13 protein-coding genes are annotated in these 18,479 nt (G+C 65.3%); 11 read left to right on the top strand and 2 right to left on the bottom strand.

The genetic code is table 11. The features are described from left to right. Positions 1–7 precede the first annotated feature (7 nt). The 11 genes from DGI_RS10225 (at position 8) to DGI_RS10175 (ending at position 15,307) form a co-directional block, all read left to right on the top strand. Positions 8–1,132: a glycosyltransferase family 4 protein gene (locus DGI_RS10225; RefSeq protein WP_021760932.1), complete on the top strand. Its 1,125-nt coding sequence runs from the start codon at positions 8–10 to the stop codon at positions 1,130–1,132. Further along, positions 1,129–1,749, top strand: coding sequence for a histidine phosphatase family protein (locus DGI_RS10220; RefSeq protein ID WP_021760931.1), 621 nt, complete (start codon positions 1,129–1,131; stop codon positions 1,747–1,749). Before DGI_RS10225 ends, DGI_RS10220 begins: the two co-directional genes overlap by 4 nt. Next, positions 1,746–2,939 carry a glycosyltransferase family protein gene (locus tag DGI_RS10215; RefSeq protein WP_021760930.1) on the top strand — a complete coding sequence of 398 codons (1,194 nt, stop codon included), beginning with the start codon at positions 1,746–1,748 and terminating at the stop codon, positions 2,937–2,939. The genes DGI_RS10220 and DGI_RS10215 overlap by 4 nt, the downstream gene beginning before the upstream one ends. Then, complete coding sequence (locus DGI_RS10210) at positions 2,939–3,778, top strand: polysaccharide deacetylase family protein (RefSeq protein ID WP_021760929.1); 840 nt, start codon at positions 2,939–2,941, stop codon at positions 3,776–3,778. The genes DGI_RS10215 and DGI_RS10210 overlap by 1 nt, the downstream gene beginning before the upstream one ends. A gap of 86 nt (positions 3,779–3,864) precedes the next feature. After that, entirely contained in the window at positions 3,865–4,542 is a 678-nt protein-coding gene (locus DGI_RS10205) for an ABC transporter permease (protein WP_021760928.1), read from the top strand. Between the two features lie 13 nt (positions 4,543–4,555). Next, positions 4,556–5,407, top strand: coding sequence for an ABC transporter ATP-binding protein (locus tag DGI_RS10200; RefSeq protein WP_021760927.1), 852 nt, complete (start codon positions 4,556–4,558; stop codon positions 5,405–5,407). A 13-nt stretch (positions 5,408–5,420) separates the two neighbouring features. Then, positions 5,421–10,457 (top strand): FtsX-like permease family protein, encoded by a 5,037-nt coding sequence (locus DGI_RS10195; RefSeq protein ID WP_021760926.1) that lies wholly within the window; start codon positions 5,421–5,423, stop codon positions 10,455–10,457. Next, complete coding sequence (locus tag DGI_RS10190; protein WP_021760925.1) at positions 10,454–12,520, top strand: DUF6785 family protein; 2,067 nt, start codon at positions 10,454–10,456, stop codon at positions 12,518–12,520. The genes DGI_RS10195 and DGI_RS10190 overlap by 4 nt, the downstream gene beginning before the upstream one ends. Positions 12,521–12,545: 25 nt before the next feature. Further along, positions 12,546–14,501: an OPT family oligopeptide transporter gene (locus tag DGI_RS10185; protein ID WP_021760924.1), complete on the top strand. Its 1,956-nt coding sequence runs from the start codon at positions 12,546–12,548 to the stop codon at positions 14,499–14,501. Positions 14,502–14,511: 10 nt separating this feature from the next. Further along, positions 14,512–14,994: an ATP-binding protein gene (locus tag DGI_RS10180; protein WP_021760923.1), complete on the top strand. Its 483-nt coding sequence runs from the start codon at positions 14,512–14,514 to the stop codon at positions 14,992–14,994. Beyond that, entirely contained in the window at positions 14,966–15,307 is a 342-nt protein-coding gene (locus tag DGI_RS10175) for an STAS domain-containing protein (protein WP_021760922.1), read from the top strand. Before DGI_RS10180 ends, DGI_RS10175 begins: the two co-directional genes overlap by 29 nt. Positions 15,308–15,477: 170 nt before the next feature. Here the strand turns inward: DGI_RS10175 and DGI_RS10170 are convergent, their stop codons facing one another. Together DGI_RS10170 and DGI_RS10165 are read right to left on the bottom strand one after the other, a co-directional pair. After that, positions 15,478–17,643: a bacteriohemerythrin gene (locus tag DGI_RS10170; protein WP_021760921.1), complete on the bottom strand. Its 2,166-nt coding sequence runs from the start codon at positions 17,641–17,643 to the stop codon at positions 15,478–15,480. A 175-nt stretch (positions 17,644–17,818) separates the two neighbouring features. Continuing rightward, positions 17,819–18,433 carry a MarC family protein gene (locus DGI_RS10165; protein ID WP_021760920.1) on the bottom strand — a complete coding sequence of 205 codons (615 nt, stop codon included), beginning with the start codon at positions 18,431–18,433 and terminating at the stop codon, positions 17,819–17,821. Between the last annotated feature and the right edge of the window lie 46 nt (positions 18,434–18,479).

The following is an 18,479-nucleotide window of genomic DNA, read 5'->3' as shown; positions in this document are numbered from 1 at the left end:
TGCCCTCATGCGGCTGGCCTTTGTCACGCCCATGCGCCCCCTGGCGCATCCCCGCCTCTCCGGGGACGTGACCATCGCGCAGGATCTGGCAGATTTTTTTGCGCAACGCGGCCACACGGTCATCCCCGCGGGGCAGATCTCCACGGACCGCATCTGGGAACGGCCGTGGCGCTGGCCAGCCCTGGCCCGCGAGGCCCTCAGGCTCGTGCGCCTGCGGCCGCGGGTGGATGCCGTTTTCACCTACCACGCCTACTATCGCGCGCCGGATCTGCTGGGAGCCCTGGCGGCCCGCTGCGGCGCGCCGTACATCGTCTTTGCCCCGGCCTACGCCACCAACCGCCGCCGCCATTGGCGCAGCCGGCCGGGCTACGAGCTGAACAGGTACGGCCTGCGGCAGGCGGATCTGCTCGTCAGCAACAAGCAGCCGGAGGTGCGGAACCTGCTCCGCATCGTTCCCGAAGAAAAGCTGCTGTACGTGCCGCCCGGCATCCGCACGGAATGTTTCAGCTTCGATGCCCAGGCCCGGGCCGGGCTGCGCGCTGCCTGGAACACCGGCGACGATCCCGTGCTGGCCGTGGCGGCCATGTTGCGGGAGGACGTGAAGGCCGAGGGTCTGGAGTGGGTCATCCGCACCGCAGGCCGCCTGCTGCGGGAAGGAACGCCCCTGCGCCTGGCCGTGGCCGGAGACGGCCCTGCCCGCGCCCGGCTGGAGGCCCTGGCCGCGGCGGAGCTGCCGGGCCGGGCGGTCTTTGTCGGCAGGATGGACCGCTTCCGGCTGCAGGAATTCTATTCTGCCGGCGATCTCTTCGTCTTCCCCGGCATCCGCGAGGGGCTGGGCATGGTCTATCTGGAGGCGCAGTGCTGCGGCCTGCCCTGCGTGGCCTGGGATCATGACGGCGCGCCCGAGGTGGTGCGCCACGGTGTGTCCGGCTTCGTCACGCCCTCCTATGATGCCGAAGCCTTTGCCGAAGCAATTCGAAGTCTGCTGACGGACCCTGCCCGGCGCGTGGCCCTGGGCCGGTCCGCCCGCGAATACGTGCTTGCAAACCACGACGTGACGCGCAACTATGGGCGCATGGAAACACGCATCCTCGAACTGCTTGCCGCCCGTCGGCAGGAGGCCCGATCATGATCTACGGCATGCTCCGCCATGGCGAAACCCAATGGAACGTGGACAAACGCATCCAGGGACAGACGGAACATCCTCTTTCGGATCTCGGACGGCAGCAGGCCCGCGCCTGGGGCCGCGCCCTGGCCGGCCAGGGCTGGCGGCGCATCCTGGTCAGCGATCTGGACCGCGCCGTGGAGACGGCGGCGCTCATCAACGAGTCCCTGCGGCTGCCCGTCACCCCGGACCCCCGCCTGCGCGAACAGGACTGGGGCCAGTGGGTGGGACGCACGGTGAAGGAGCTCTGCGAGGAGATCCCCGACCTCGTCCAGGAGCAGGAGCAGCACGGCTGGGAATTCCGCCCCCCTGGCGGGGAAAGCCGTACCGAGGTGCTGGCCCGCGTGCTGGCCTCCCTGGCCGATCATGCCCTGAATGACGGCGGTTCGCCCTGTCTGGTGGTGGCCCACAAGGGCGCGCTCAAGTGCCTGGCCTATCACTGCCTGGGCTGGACCTTCCTGCCCCACGAGCCGGATCCCCTCAAGCCGCAACGGCTGCATCGCTTCGCCTGGACGTCTGTCAACGGCGAAGGCCGGCTGGCCATTCTCAATCTCAACGAACATCTGGAGCCGGCCAGGGCATGAGCGTCCTGTTCTACACGCAGCATGTCCTGGGCATGGGGCACCTCTTCCGCAGTCTGGCCGTGGCCGAGGCCCTGGGGCCGGAGCCCGTGCATCTGATCACCGGCGGGGCCGAGGCGCCGGCCGCCCTGCCCGCCCATGTGCACCACCTGCCCCTGCCGCCTCTGATGATGGACGCGGACTTTTCCCGGCTGCATCTGGGAGACGCAGACAGCGCCGCCGAGATCGACCCGGCCCGGCGCGAAGCACTGGTGACGGCCCGATTCACGGAACGCACGGATCGCCTGCGCCGCGCCCTGGCCGAGATCCGGCCCGACCTGTTGCTGGTGGAGCTGTATCCCTTCGGCCGCAAGCGCTTCGGCCGGGAGATCCTGCCCCTGCTGGAGGACGCCCGCGCCGCCGGCGTGCCCGTGGTCTGCAGCCTGCGGGATATTCTGGTGGAGAAAAAGGATCAGGACGCCTTCGAACGCCGCGTGCTGGAAACGCTGCACCGTCACTTCTCCGCGCTCCTCATCCACAGCGATCCTGCCCTGTTCCCCCTGGAGGCCACCTTCCAGCGCGCCGGCGAAATCGCCGTGCCCCTGGCCTACAGCGGCTATGTGGCCCCGCCCGCCGTGGACGGCACCGCCCTGCGCCAATCCTTGCATCTGGCCCCCGGCGAAGCCTTGTTGCTGGCCAGCATCGGCGGCGGCGCCGTGGGACTGGAACTCATGCGGGCCGTGCTGCAGGCCTCCCGGCTGCTGCATCCCGCCCGTCCGCATCGGCTGCTGGCCTTTGCCGGGCCGTTCATGGCCGAAGCCGACTTCCGCAGCCTGCAACGCCTGACCGAAAACGCCCCGTGGATCGTCCTGGAACGCTTTTCCGCCAGATTCCAGGAGCTGCTGGCCGCGGCGGACGGCTCCGTGAGTCTGGCCGGGTACAACACCGTCATGGGACTGTTGGTCCAGGGCGTCCCGGGGCTGGTGCTGCCCTTCGACCAGAACCGCGAGCAGCGCCTGCGGGCCGAGGCCCTGGCCCGGCGCGGACTGCTGGAACTGCTGACGCCGCAGGAGCTGGAACCCGCGCTGCTGGCGGCGCGTCTGGACTCCCTGTTGCACACGGGCCGCCGGTCGCGGTCGAAGGATATCGACCTGGACGGCGCGGCCGCCTCGGCCCGCATCCTGCGCCAATGGCGCGAGCGTTGGAGGCGTTGATGGCCGTGCGCACCACCCCCTGCGCCCTGTGGCGCACCGTGCCCCACGATGCCCTGCGGCAGGCCCGTCAGGCGTTGGATCGTGGGCTGGATCGATTGGACGCCCCTGCCTGCCCGGTGTTCTTCCGGGCGGACGATTGCGGCGTGCCCGGCAATGTCTGGCAGGAATTCGTCCACCTGTTTCTCCTGCGCCGGCTGCCCCTGGCGCCCTCCCTGGTGCCGGCCTGGCTCACCGCCGCGCGCTGGAAGATCCTCGCCGCCCAGGTCGCGGCCGCGCCGACGCTCTTCGCCTGGCATCAGCATGGCCGTCAGCACGTCAATCACGAAACAGCGGGCAAGAAAATGGAATTCGGCCCTGCCAGGACCAGGGAGGAAAAACACCTGGATCTGACTGCAGGCCGGCTCCGGCTGGAAACCCTCCTGGGGCCGGCCTTCCTGCCCCTCTTTACCCCGCCCTGGAACCGCGTGGATGAAGACACCCTGGAGCTGCTGGCAGAGCTGGGATATGCCGCCATCTCCCGTTCCCGCAACGCCCGGCCGCCTGCGCTCCCCAGCCTGCCGGATGTGTACATCAATGTGGACCTGCATACCCGCAAGGAACCGACTCCGGACGCAGCCTGGACGGGCCTGCTGCAGGAACTGGAAGACGGCGCGGCGGCCGGACGCATCGGCATCATGTGCCATCATCAGCGCATGAACCGGGCGGCCCTGGACTGGCTGGCCGGTTTCCTGTCCCTGCTGGCGGGGCATCAACGCCTGGAGCCGGCAGCCATGATCGGACGGGGGCACGGCGCGGAGGGCGCGAGTCCGGCTCATCCAACACTTGTCACCATTGCTTAACCTCGGCTATGGTAAACGACAGCCCGAACCAACCCTCGCCGCACCGGCTCCCTCGCCGTGCGCATGCGTTTTTGCAAGGATAGGCCATGTCTGCTGCGAACGGCCACCGCCGCGTCCAACGCCTCATCGTGCTGCCCTGGGCGGCCTCGGTGGAAATCGCCTGGCGCAACCTGCGGGTGCGGTTTCTGCGCAATGTCATCACGGTCATCAGCCTGGTGCTGGCCGTGGCCTTTCTGAGCTTCACCATGGTCAACGTGGATTTGGCCCGGGGCTACCTGCAGTCCGGGGGAGAGACCGCCATGGCCCATCTGCTGCGCGCCGGCTACGATGTGGACGCCGCCAGCGGCGCCGTGGGCTCCAGCGCCAAGGAGCGCTGGATTGCCGTGCTTTCATTGCTGGTGTGCGCCGTGGGCATCGTCAATGCCCAGCTCATGGCGGTGACGGAGCGGTTCCGGGAAATCGGGATCATGAAATGCCTGGGCGCGCTGGATTCCATGGTCCTCCGGCTGTTTCTGCTGGAAGCGAGCATGCAGGGTCTGGCCGGCGCAGCCGTGGGCAGCCTGCTGGGCGGCCTGGGGGCGGCGCTGCTGGCGCTGCTGCGCTTCGGGCCCAGCGCTTTTGCCGGGCTGTCGTTTGCCGCGCTGCTGGGTTCCCTGGGTCTGGCGCTGCTGGCCGGGGTGGGGCTGTGCTTCGTCGGCGTGAGCTACCCCGCCTATGTGGCCGCCCGCATGCAACCTGTGGTGGCCATGAAGGCCGAGCTCTAAGGATGGAACGCTGATGCAGCACGCTGAAACCACCGCACCTGCCGTTTCCCCTGCCCCGGGCGAGGCCGCCCCGGGCACGCATGCCGCCAGGCGTGCCAATGGGCGCACCATCGTGCGGGTAATCAACGTCAAAAAAGAATTCCAGCTCGGCAAGCACCGGGTGCAGGCCCTCAAGGGCGTGGACCTGGAGATCATGGCCGGGGAATATCTGTCCATCATGGGGCCTTCCGGGTCCGGCAAGTCCACCCTGTTCAACATGATCGGCGGATTGGACAAGCCCTCGGAAGGCAAGGTCTTTATTGATGAGGTGGACGTCTCCCAGCTGGACGCCTACGAGCTGGCCTGGCTGCGCAACCGCAAGATCGGCTACATCTTCCAGACCTTCAACCTCATTCCGGTGATGACGGCCCTGGAAAATGTCACCCTGCCCATGACCTTTGCCGGTGTGCACGCCGACGAGGCCGCCCGCAAGGGCATTGAGCTGCTCAAGCTGGTGGGGCTGGGAGAACGCTACCAACACAAGCCCCTGGAGCTTTCCGGCGGGCAGCAACAGCGCGTGGCCATCGCCCGCAGTCTGGCCAACGATCCGGCCATCGTCCTGGCCGACGAGCCCACCGGCAACCTGGATCTGACCACGGGCGAAGAAATCATCGACCTGCTGAAGACGCTTTCTGTGGAACGCGGCGTGACCATCATTTCCGCAACGCACGACCACAAAATGCTCAATGTGTCCGACCGGGTGGTCTTCATCCGCGACGGCCGCGTGGACCGCATCCAGGCCCGGGAAGAGATGTCCATCGTCATTGGCGCAGTGGGACTTTCCGAAGAAAAACGCCCCTTTGACGGCGCATGCCCCATTGAATAAAGGGAGCAACGGCTTGAACCGCACTCGCCTGCTTTTGGTTGCGCTCCTGTGCCTGTGCTGGAGTATGCCGGTCCTGGCCCAGGCGCAGCCTTCCGCCCTCCCCGCCGGCCTGCAGGAGCGTGTGGCCGAGCGCATCCGCGCCCTGAGCGCCTCTGGCGATCGCAGCCTGGGCTCGCCGGGACTGCAGGAGGCAGCCGGATACATCGAAGCCTATTTCCATGGCGTCTTCGCCGACTGGGATGCCGGCGCCAACGCCGCGACAAACGACAGCGACGACGAAGACACCCAGGGCCTGCGCATCGGCCGTCTGCGCTTCAGCGTGCCCACGCCGGGCCTGCAGCCGGGCAAGCAGTGCTGGCTGGCCAGGACCGATACCGGCCAGGGCCTGCCCGTGCACCCGTTGCAGATGAACGCCATCGCCCCCGGCACCATCCCGGCCCCCGGCGTCGAGGGTCAGGCCATCTACGTGGGCAAAGGCGAACTGGCCGACTTCAACGGCATGGACGTCAATGGCAGCATTGTGTTCATGGATCTGGACTCGTCCAAGCACTGGGCCAACGCCGCCACCCTGGGCGCCCTGGCCGTGATCTATGTGGACGACCCCGCCGCCACAGGCGCGCCGCGCTGGCTTTTTGAAGACAAGCTGGAACTGACCCCCGTGGATTTCCCCCGCTTCTGGATGCCCCGTGCGGCGCTGGAAGCCTGGCTGGACAGGCCGCTGCCCGCCACCCCCGGGCCGCTGGCCGGAAGCACCCTGCAGGTGCAGTTGGTGGCCCCCACCACATGGCGGAACATCCAGACAGACAATCTCTTTGCCTTCCTTCCCGGCAGCGATCCGGCCCTGGCCGATGAGCTGTTGGTGTTCGAGGCCTTTTACGATTCCACGGCCTACGTGCCCGGCAAGTCCCCCGGGGCGGACGAGGCCTCCTCCCTGACGGCCCTGCTGGAACTGGCCGCGCACTTCGCCAAACACCCCCCCAGCCGCAGCGTGCTGCTGCTGGCCAGCTCCGGCCACGCCCAGGCCCATGCCGGCCTGCGTCAGCTCTACGGCGCCCTGGAGATGCCCAGCCGGCAGTTGCGCCAGGATCGCCGCGAACTGACCCAGCGCATCAACCAGACCGAAGCCGCCCGCCAGGCCCTGGAAGCCCTTGTCCAGGGCGATCCCACGGCCATGGATCCAGGCGACCCGCGCGAAAAGCTGGCCCTGGAGGCCATCCAGTCCGTGGTCAAGACCGAGGTGGATCAGCTCTCCACCCGGCTCATGCGCCTCAGGCTCGAAGCGGCGGATACCCTGGCCCTCACCGCCACCCAGACCATGGAGGCGCGCTCCGAGGAAATCCGTCGCCTGGCCGAAGAGCGCATGGGCTACCGCAGGCTGCTGTTTCTGCAGCACTTCAACCAGGCTTCCACCCAGGATATCACACGCCTGCAGGTCATGCTGCCCCTGGCCATGGCCGAACTGGCCGTGCGCGAACGCGACGTCAAGGCCCGGCAGCGGGCCATGCGAGCCAATGAATCCATCAAGAAGCTGCTGCAGGACAAGGCGCTCAAGGCCCACATCTCCCTGCATCTTTCCAGCCAGGGGGACGGGATTGGCGCGTTTGATCGCGGTTTCTTGTACGACATCCGCGAGGACGTGAACCGTTCCCGCTATTTTACGGACATCGACGAACTGCTGCGCGCCCAGAACGAGCAGCTCGCTGCCGAAGGCGTGGACCCGCTGCTGCGCGACACCCTGCGCCCCAGCCGTCTGCGCACCTGGGAAAGCTGGCTTCCGGACCAGCCCGATCTGGCCGGCGAGGTCCCGGCCCTGGCCGGCCGCATCGGCCTGACCCTGGCCACGGTGCACGACGCCCGCCACTGCTGGGGCACCCCCTACGACCTGCCCGAAAAGGTGGACACGGCCTTCCTGGCCCGGCAGATCAACTACGTCACCCGTCTGGCCGGCAAGCTGGCCGGGGCCCCCATGCCCTGGGAGGCCGCCGAGGCGCCCAACGGCTTCTCCTTCCTCTCCGGCCGGGCCAATCTGTTGCGCCAGGGCGAGGTGTTCCCGGACCGGCCCGCCGAAGGGTCCATCGTCTGCTGCTTCCAGGGCATGTCCCGCTTTTACGCCACCGTGGACTCCCTGGGCGAGTTCTCCATCCCCGGCCTGGCCGACTCCAAGCGCACCCAGCACAAAGCCGTGCTGGAAGTCTTCCGCTTCGAGCCCGAAACCGGCCGCGTGCTCTGGACCGTGGACAAGGCCGCCACCGGGCTGAACAACTATCGCGTCAAGATGGCCCGCCGGGCCATGGAAACCACCCTGACCCTGTTCACCTGCGGGCAGATCGATTTCTACGATACCCTGGAGCCCCGCTCCTTCCGGTTCATGACCATCCCCGCCTTGTTCGACGGCCGCACCGAAACCCTGCCCATGCGCTACTGGTACAGCCGGTTGGACACCCGATCCTCCACGGCCAATGCTCTTTTCCTGGAGCCGGGCACGCCCCTGAAGCTGACCCTCTCCGACACCGTGCTGGGCCGCAAGCTGCTGCTCCTGAACGCCACGGCGGACAAACCCACGGGCCGGGGGTTCATCGTCGGCGAAACCGCGCGCATCGACGCCGCTCCCTGGCAGGCCGCCAACGACATGTGGACCCTGCTGGAACCGCGGGTGAAGAATCTGGAAGAACGCGGCATCGTCAACGAACGGTTGCGTGAACTCATGGACGCCGGCAAGCAGGCCCTGGAAGAGGCCCGTCTGTCCCTGCTGGAACGGCGCTACGACCGCTTCATGGAATCAGCCCGCTCGTCCTGGGCGCTGGCCTCCCGGGTGTACAACGATGTGGAAAAAACCACGCGGGACGTGCTCATCGGCGTGCTGTTCTACGTGGCCCTGTTCGCCCCCTTTGCCTACTGCTTCGAGCGGCTGGTGTTCGGATTTGCTCATATCCACCAGCGAATTCTGGGCTTCCTGGGCGCCCTGACCGGCACCATCGGCATCATTTATCTGGCCCACCCGGCCTTCGAGCTGACCTACTCGCCCCTGGTGGTCATTCTGGCGTTCTTCATCCTGGGCCTGTCCCTGCTGGTGGCGGCCATCATTTTCCTGCGATTCGAGCGGGAAATGGCAGACCTGCAACGCCAGGCCCGGCACCTGAAATCCACGGAAATAAGCGCGGCGTCTGCCTTCAGTGCAGCCTTTGTGCTGGGGGTGAGCAACCTGCGGCGTCGGCCGGTGCGCACGGCCCTCACGTGCGTCACCCTCATCATCCTCACCTTCACCATCATGAACTTCACGGCCGTGAAGAGCGTGCGCCAGCACACGGCCAGTCGCTTTGGGGATCAGACGCCCTATCACGGCATCCTGCTCAAACATTTCGGCTGGCAGGACCTGCCGCAGGAAGCCTGGGACGCCGTGCGCGACACCCTGTCTCCCCTGGGGACCACCACCCCCCGGGCCTGGTACGTGACCCAGGACCGCGGCCGGCCGCCCCTGGTGCCGGTGCATCGGCATGGGCTGCTGGCCGACGCCCAGGGCGCGGTGGGGCTCTCGCATCTGGAGCCCGCCGTGACCGGGCTGGACAGCATTCTCGTGGCTGGCCGCTGGCTGGCCGAAGGTCAGCGCGGCGAGGTGCTGCTGCCGGATCGCATGGCCGCCCTGCTGGACGTCTCCCCGGAGGATCCCTCCCGCAACACGGTGAAGATCTGGGGCATGGACTTCACGGTGGTGGGGGTCTTCGATCATGTCCGCCTGCGCGAGGCTGCGGATCTGGACGGCGAGCCCCTGACGCCGGTGTTCTACCCGCGCGAGACAGTGTTCGAGCTGTCGGACCAGGAATCCGAGGCCCTGGAGGGCGATCCTGGCGCCATGCGCCTGCAGTCCCGGTATGAGCATGTGGATACGGATCAGATCGTCATCCTGCCGTATGCCGTGCTCATGTCCATGAGCAAGGGCGGCGGCGGCCTGGGCGGCGGCGGCCGGCTCAAGAGCCTGGCCTTTGCCCCGGCCCCGGGTGTCGGCCTGCGGGATCTGGCGGCCGATCTGGCGGACCGCTTCAACATGATGCTGTTCTATGCGGAACCAGAGACGCATGCCACCGGCGGGGCGCAGCCGGGCAGTTATCTGTATTACGCCGGGGAGGCGCTCTCGTACAGCGGCGCGCCCAACATCGTCATTCCACTTATCATTTCCGCCTGCATCGTGCTCAACACCATGATTGGCAGCGTGTTCGAGCGCAAGCGGGAGATCGCCGTATACACCTCCGTGGGTCTGGCGCCCTCCCACGTGGCCTTCCTGTTTGTGGCCGAGGCCCTGGCCTTTGCCGTGCTCTCGGTGGTGGCCGGGTACATCCTGGCCCAGGGCGCGGCGGCGGTGCTGGCCGGCACGCCGTTGTGGGCCGGCATGACGGCGAACTATTCCTCCCTGGCCGGGGTGGCAGCCATGGTGCTGGTGATTCTGGTGGTGCTCGTCTCGGTGCTGTATCCCTCGCGCATGGCGGCCAACATCGCCATCCCGGACGTCAACCGCTCCTGGACCATGCCGCGCACCGAAGGGGACGTGCTCATGCTCACCCTGCCCTTCCTGGTAAAAGTGCAGGAGATGGGCACGGCCGGCGGGTTTCTGGTAAACTGGTTCCAGGCCCATGAAGACGTGACGCACGGCCAGTTCGCCGCCGCGGAAATGCAGTATGCCTTCCTGCGCGGCAAGGATGTGCCGAGCTTTGTGCCCGAAGAGCTGTTCCGGGAGGACATCTGCTTCAGCCTGGAGATGCGGGTGTGGCTGGCGCCCTTCGACTTTGGCGTCCGACAGCGGGCGCGGCTGGTGTTCTGCCCGTCCGAACAGTATCCCGGCTTTCGGGAAATCAAGGTCCGTCTGCAGCGGGAGGCGGGCGAACATGGCGTGTGGATCAATCTGAACAAGGGATTCCTGAACAGCCTGCGCAAGCAGTTGCTGGTGTGGCGCTCCCTGGAAGACGACGCACGTCAGGCCTTTGAAAAGGATCTCAAACGTTGCCTGGTGACGGACCGTTCGGACGCCTGGCAGCCGCAGGAGTGCTTCAACTCGTGAGTACCACCACCGGCACGTCCACACCGGCCGCCCCTGATTCCAAGGCAGCACCGGCATCCCGCGGCCTGCGCTGGCCAGCCCTGGGGGTTGGGCTGCTGCTGGGGCTGGGGCTGTGCGCCGTGACCCCCTGGCACAACGCCTACCTGCAAGGCACATCGCTGGCGGGTGGGCATTTTCCGCTGGCGCCGTTCTGCATCAGTTTTGTCCTGGTGCTGCTCACGGCGCTCGCCGCCCGGCTCACCCACACGCGGCCGCTGCTCTCCGGGGCCGAACATCTGGCCATTTGGGCGCTGATGACCGTGGTTTCCGGCTTCGGCTGGACCGGCCTGGCCCGAACCTTCCTGGTGAACATCACCACCCCCACGTACTTTGCCAGCGCCGGAAACCGCTGGGAGGAAGTATTCGGCGGCGTGCTGCCGGATGCCTGGCACGTGACCAACGCCACCAGCGTCAAGACCATGTACAACGGGCTGGAGGGCGGCCGCGGCCTTTCCACCCTTGAGATTCTCGGACGCATCCCCTGGGAGTCCTGGGTCATGCCTCTTGTCACCTGGGGCGTGTTCCTGGCGCTGGCCTTCTGGGTCATGCTCTGCCTGACGAGCATCCTTGGCAAGCAGTGGGTGGTGAACGAGCGGGTGAACTTCCCCCTCATGCGCGCCCCGCAACTGCTGGATGAGCACCTGGAAGCCGGCACCCTGGGCACATTTCTGGCCGACAAGCACCTGCTGCTGGGATTGTCCATCCCGATGCTGTTGCACACCTGGAACGGGCTCTCGGCGGTGCTGCCGTCCATCCCGCTCATCCCCACCGTTCTGATGATGGGCGATTATTTTCCCAAGCACGGCGTGCTCGCGGGATTCCACAAGCTCAAGCTCTCCATCTATCCTGCCTTCATCGGCTTCGCCTTCCTGACCACCCGGCAGATTTCCCTCAGCTTCTGGGTGTTCTTCCTGGCAGCGGGGCTGCTGGGCGGCATGCTGGCCTCCATGGGGCTGCAGCCACCGCCGGCGGCCCTGGGGCTGACCTTCGGGCCGTCCATCGCCAGCCCGGAAGAGGCGCAGACCATTGGCGCGTTTTTGGTGTTCTTCCTGTTCCTGATTTGGCTGGGCCGACGGCAGTTGCGACTCTCGCTGCGTTGCGCCGTGCGTGGCCGGGCTGCCGTATTCGGGGAGCTGTGTTCGGAATCCCTGGACGCCAGGGACAATGTGAGCTGGATGCATCCCGGCGTGGCCGTGTGGGGCTCGGTGCTGGGGCTGGCGTTCCTGACGGGCTGGGCCGGCTGGTACGGCCTGCCCCTGGCGCCGACGCTGACCTTTCTGCTGGTGGGCTTCATGACGCTGGTTGTCACCAGCCGGCTGGTCTGCCAGGGCGGGGTGCCGTATTACGCCTTTGCCGCCGCGCCCATGGATGGACTGCTCGGGCTCTTCGGCGCGTCCTTTTTCGGGCCGGCGGGTATCCTGGGTCTGGCCGTGATGCAGAAAGTGCTGTTTCTGGACGTGCGGGAATCCCTCATGCCCTCGCTGTTCCATGCCGCCAAGGCCGGGGAGAACGTGCGCGGCCGGGGCCGGCTGTTTGTCGCACTGTGTCTGGCCCTGGGCCTGGGCGCAGCCGTGGCCCTGGGGGCCATGCTGGTGCTGGCGCACAAGTACGGCATGCGTGACCTCTCCGTGGATTGGGCGCAGCGGACCAGCATTTCCATGTACGAAACCGCCCAGCAGCTGATGGAAGTGGGCCAGTCCCCGCGGCCATGGGTCATCACGTATGCCGGCGTGGGCGCGGCCGTCATGCTCCTGCTGGTGGCCTGCTATTACAAACTGCCGTGGTGGCCCATCCATCCCCTGGGGTACCTGGCGGCCTACGGCACTGGCATGACACACCTGTGGTTCTGTTTTCTGGCCGGCTGGCTGTGCAACCACGTGACCCTGCGCTATGGCGGCGCAGCACTCTTCCGCCAGGTGCGCAACGTGTTCATCGGCATGATCCTCGGCGACTTCCTCATGGGCGGGGCCTGGGCAATCGTGGGCCTGTTCACGGACATCCGCTACCACGTCTTCCCTCTGTAGAGGACCCAAGGACGGGACGCTCGGCATGTACGACGACAAGGAACTCAAAGAATATCGCGACCTCCTCCCCACGCCCACGCGGTTCGAGGAAGGCTTTGACTGGAAGACCATTGTCGGCGCCGTGTTCATCGGCTTTCTGATGATGCCCGGATCCATGTATCTGCAGCTGGTCATCGGCTCGGGCATCGGGCCGGCCGCCAGATGGGTCACCATCATTCTCTTCGCCGAAATCGCCAAACGCTCTTACACCGAACTCAAGCAGCAGGAAATTTTCCTGCTCTATTACATGGCCGGCGCAGCCCTGGCCTCGCCCTTTTCCGGCCTGCTCTGGAACCAGTATCTCGTGCAGTCGGACGCCGCCAAGATGCTCGGCCTGGTGGAGTACATCCCCACCTGGGTCACGCCGCAGCCGGGATCCGGCTCGCTGCTGGAGCGGACGTTCTTTCATCGCGACTGGCTGGTTCCCATCCTGCTGCTGATAGGATCCCAGCTCATCCAGCGCATCGACCATTTCGGCCTTGGCTATGCCCTGTACCGGCTGACCTCGGACGTGGAAAAGCTGCCCTTCCCCATGGCCCCCGTGGGCGCCCTGGGGACCATGGCCCTGGCCGAAAGCACCGAGGACCGCAAAACCGGCTGGAAGTGGCGGGTGTTCTCCATCGGCGGGGTCATCGGCCTGGCTTTTGGCGGCATCTACGTGCTCTTTCCGGCATTGACGGGATTGTTTTTCACCGAACCCGTCCGGCTGATCCCCATCCCCTGGATCGAGCTGACCCGCTACACCGAGGAAGCTTTGCCCGCCGTGGCCACGGGCCTGCAGCTGGATCTGGGGCTCTTCTTTGTGGGCATGGTGCTGCCGTTCTGGGCAGTCATTGGCGGGCTCATCGGGCTCATCATCACCATCGTGGCCAACCCCATGCTGTATGCCCACGGCATCCTGCACCGCTGGCATCCGGGCATGGCCACGGTGGAAACCGTGTTCGCCAACAACTTTGACTTTTACATGAGCTTCGGCATCGGGCTGGGGCTGGCCATCGCCTGCATCGGCTTCTGGCAGGTGTTCAGGAGCCTGCGCGGCCGGGGTCACGGGCTGGATTTCTCCATCCTGCTCAGGAAGAACAAGGAGCGCGGGGATATCGGCATCTGGACGTCCCTGGGCATCTACGTGGTTTCCACCCTGGCCTATGTGGCCATGTGTGCCTGGCTGGTGCCGGAATTCCCCTGGGTGTTCTTCCTGGGGTACGGCTTTTTGTACACGCCCATCATCTCGTATGTTTCCGCACGAATGGAAGGCGTGGCCGGGCAGTTCATCAGCCTGCCCATGGTGCGGGAGGCCAGCTTTATTGCCGGGGCGCGCTACTTCGGCTACAGTGGCATCGACATCTGGTACGCCCCCATCCCCTTCCACAACTATGGCGAGGCCACGGTGGGCTTCCGGCAAATCGAGCTCACCGGCACCTCCCTGCGCGGCATCATCAAGGCCGAGGTGGTGGTGTTCCCTGTGGTGATGATCGCCTCCCTGGTCTTCTCGCAATTTCTGTGGCAGCTTGCCCCCATCCCCTCCGCGAGTTATCCGTATGCGCAGGAGATGTGGCATCTGCAGGCCCTGAACGGCTTTTTGCTGCAAACCTCCACCCTGGAGGGCGATTCGCTCTTCTTCGAGGCGTTGCGCGCGGAATATCTGGGATCCGGGCTGGTGTTCGGCGTCATCACCTATGCGCTGCTGCAGATCTTCGGCCTGCCGGTGCTGCTGATTTACGGCGTGGTGCGCGGCCTGGGCCAGAGCACGCCCCACGGCATGGTTCTGGAAGTGCTGGGCGCGCTCTTCGGACGGTTTTTGTTCGAAAAGAAATACGGCGCCAAGTGGCGGCAGTATGCCCCGGTGCTGCTGGCCGGCTTCTCCTGCGGCATGGGGCTCATGGGGATGTTCGCCATGGGTTGCTCGCTGATTCTCAAATCCCTGGGGCGGCTGGCCTATTGACGAGGACGCTGTGGACGCAACAAAGAATATTGCCGTCGAATGCGCCATGGGGCGCTGCCTGTTTTCCCACCATGCCCATGTGGTGGAGGATTTCGGCAAACATTGCGATCTGCCTCCGCGCAGCCTGTATCATGTATCTCTGGTGCTGGACGAGCTGCTGACCAACATCGCCGCCTACGGCTACCTGGATCAGGACAGGCACCATGTGTGCGTGAGCCTGAGCCAGGAGGGTGACGACATCATCATGACCGTGGAAGACGATGCCCTGCCCTTCAACATCCTGGAAGCGCCCCTGCCGGATGTGACCCTGCCTCCGGAAGATCGAGCCAAACCCGTAGGCGGCCTGGGCATTCTGCTTGTCCGCCGCCTCACGGACAGCATTACCTATGAACGACGCGACAACAAAAACATCCTCACGCTGCGCAAACGCATGCCGCACTGCCGCGTGAAGGGAGAGAACAGCCATGAGCGTGACAACGCGCCTGCACGGTGACGCCGCCATCCTCACCGTTACCGGTCGCCTGGACACCGAAGATACCCAGGGACTGGAGCAGTACGTCCTTCAGGCCCTGGAGGAAGGCAAGACCAAAGTGGTGTTTGATTTCACGGAGCTGGACTACATCAACAGCTCCGGCCTGCGCGTACTGGTGATGGCCTACCAGCGCCTCAAAAAATCCCAGGGCATGGTGGCCGTGTGCGGCCTGAAGGATTACATCCTGGAAGTGTTCGAAATCTCCGGCTACGACAAACTCTTCACCCTCTGCCGCCACACCGGCGACCTGCTGCAGGAAGCCCCGCCGGCATAGAGCACATTGTTTTTGAAAAGAACTCTCGGGGGAAAACCTTTCTAAAGAAAGNATGGTGATTCAAGGTCACTATGAAAGTTTTGGAAGGGGAGAGCGCGAGAGGGGAGAACCTCTTTCAGAAAGATTCTCCCCCGACTCCGCGTAACAACCCGCATCCTCCCTCTTCGCGTCTACCGCACGCCCTTATCCTTGAGGAAGGGGCCGTATTTCTTGTCCACGCCCATGATGTGCCCTTGCAGCCAGTCCTTGAGGAAGCGCATGAGGTCCAGCGTCACCGTGGCGCGGCCGCTCTGGAATTCGCGATAAAAATCCATCACCGCGCCCAGGAATTTCTGGTGCTGGGCGATGTGCGCCGCGGCATCCGGATAGTTGTAGCGCGCGAAGTGCCGCTCTTCATGCTCGAAGTGCGTCACGGCATAGTCCTTGAGCCGGTCCAGGATGCCGCCCAGAATGTGGCGGTCCTTGTTGTCCCGCATGGCGTCATGCAGCTCGTTGATGAGGCGGACCAGCACCTTGTGCTCTTCGTCAAGACTGTCGATGCTGGTGGAGAGGGTCGGTGTCCAGTTGAACAATTGCCGATTATCCACGGCCACCCGTGCCGCGCTGGTCCGGTCGGCGGCGGCATGGCGGGAGAGATCCTGAATGGCGCCGTTGAGATCTTCAATCAGGCTGATGATCCGTGTCAGCGCCTGGGCCGAACGGTGCATGTTCTCGGCGGTGTCCGTGGCCACGAGCGTCACTTCCGAGACGGCGCGGTTGATTTCCTCACTGGCGGCGCTCTGTTCCTCGGCGGCGGCGGCGATGCTCTCCACCTGACCGGCCGTATCCTCCACGATGCGGACAATGTCCCCCATGGAGGAACCGGCCGCAGCCGCTTCTTCCGTTGCGGAGACGATGTTGGTGGCAGCGGTTTCCACGGCGGCCACGTTCTCGCGGGCGGTTTCCTGGATGGCGCCGATGGCCGTGCCCACTTCCCGGGTGGCCTGCATGGTCTTTTCCCGGTCGAACGCGTGAAGCAGCCGGTGGACGGCAAAGCCGCGGCCGGCATCTCCTGCCCTGGCCGCCTCGATGGCCGCGTTCAGAGCCAGCAGATTGGTTTGGTCTGCGATGTCGGAAATGACGTTCATGATCCGCCCGATGTTCTCCGCATCCACCCCCAGGCGCGCCATGGATTCCTTGAGGCCCAGGATGCGCTGCTGCATCTGGCGAATACTTTCCACGGCGCGGGTCACGCCCTGGGCGCCGTCGGCGGCGAGCTTCTTGGAGGCGGCGGCGTTGCTGGCGGCCTGGCTGGCGTTGCGGGCCACCTCCATCACCGTGGCGTTCATTTCCTCCACGGCGGTGGCGGTTTCGGTCATGCGATCGCGCTGTACCAGTACGCCGTTGTCCACGGTGTCAATCTCACGGCCCAGTTCCTCCACCGCCCCGCCGACCTTGGCGGAAAGATCCGAGGCACTGCGGGAGACGGCGGTGATGGTGCCCAGCAATTCCTGCAGTCTGGCTTCCTTTGCCTTGGTGTCCTGCAGGGCGGCGTCGGTTTCGGCGTGGGCGTCCTTGGCGGCAAGTTCCTGTTCCGTGCACACGCTCATGGCGTTGTTCAGGGAGGCCACCATGGCCGTGATACTTTGGGCCAGAATCTGCAATTCGTGCGTAAAGTGGCCGTCCAGCCTGGCCTGCAGCGAGCCGCCGGCCACCTGATCGGCGTAGTGCACCAAGCGGTTCAGGGGCGCGAGCATCCTGGTGCGCAGCATCAGCAGCAGCCAACCCAGCAGGCCCACCACCAGCGTGATGCCGGTGATCTGGATGATGATAAGCCGCCGGACCTTGGCCTCGCTCTCCCGCTCAATCTGCTGCACCGCCTTGGAAAGGGCGACCACGGTGTCTTCGCTGAGGCTTCCGACCACCTTGGCATCCGTGAGGGTTCCGGCAAGGGCAGCCTGGGCGGCCGTGCGCAGTGGTTGCCAACGGCCATCCGCCGCATGCAGCAAGGCAGCGGTCTCCGTCGTGGGAGAGGGCAGCTCGGCTGTGGGACCAGCGGGATCCGGAGTGTTGGGGGCAGCTCCGCCTTTTTCCAGGGCGCGCTGCGTGGCCTCGAACAGCCGGATTCCCTTTTCCAGGCTGGCCCGGACCGAAGCGGCCTCAGCCGTTCCCGAGAGGGTCAGCAGCAGGGAGTCCTTGGCTACACGTTGGGCCAGCATGCGCTGCCGGCCGGCGAGATTGATGGTCAGGGCGTCCGTCTTCTGACTGGAAGAATCCACCAGCGTGGCGACGAACATGACAGCCACAACGAGGGACAGCAGCACAATGACACCGATGAGACGTTGCGAAAGGGACATTGCAGCTCCTTGCAGAAGCTTCTGCCGGATGTATTCCCACAAAAAAAGGGAGGGAAAGGCCCCTCCCCATACCTACATCACTCTTTGGAATGCATTGTACCCTTTCGGCAGACGAAAGACAAGCGGGTCGGAATCAATCGCAATGCAACTTTACGATTCAATACAAATAAATCATCTATTGTTTATCGAGGAACAGTCGAACACCATCTTCCACCATCTGGATGGCCAATAATATCAGAATAAGGCCCATCAGACGTTCCACTGCCCGCAGGCCTCGCGCGCCCAGCCGTCGGGAGAGCCAGGGGGCCAGCAGCAGGATGATGGTGGTGGGTATCCAGGCCAGGGTGAAGGCCAGGGCCGTGACCACGGGGCCGGAATCCAGGGTGGCGTACAGCATCACTGCGGCCAGCAGGGAGGGGCCGGCCAGCATGGGCACGGCAATGGGCACGATGAAGGGCTCTTCCGCTGCGAGGGCAGAAGGGTCCTCGGGATCGGCCGTCTCTTTGCTTTCGTCCGGAAACACCATCCGCATGGAGATGACGAACAGCACCACCCCCCCGGCCAGACGCAGGGTGGATGGTCCAAGCCCCAGGAATTTCAGCAGCCAATCCCCAAAAAAGCAGAACAGGATGGAGATGGCCAGGGCAAAGCACAGCTCACGAAAAATGATGCGCTGCTGACGCCGCGGCGGGAACCGTCGCAACATGCTCATGCACACGGGCACGTTGCCCAAACCGTCCATGATCAAGAACAAGGGCACCGCCAGTTCAAACAGGGTCCGCAGCTCCATGAATCCTCTATGGCATGGTCAAAAAAAGCGCGGGAAGATGCCTCTC

The organism is Megalodesulfovibrio gigas DSM 1382 = ATCC 19364, from assembly GCF_000468495.1.
Classification (GTDB): Bacteria; Desulfobacterota; Desulfovibrionia; order Desulfovibrionales; family Desulfovibrionaceae; genus Megalodesulfovibrio; species Megalodesulfovibrio gigas.
This window is presented reverse-complemented; position numbering and strand designations above follow the sequence as displayed.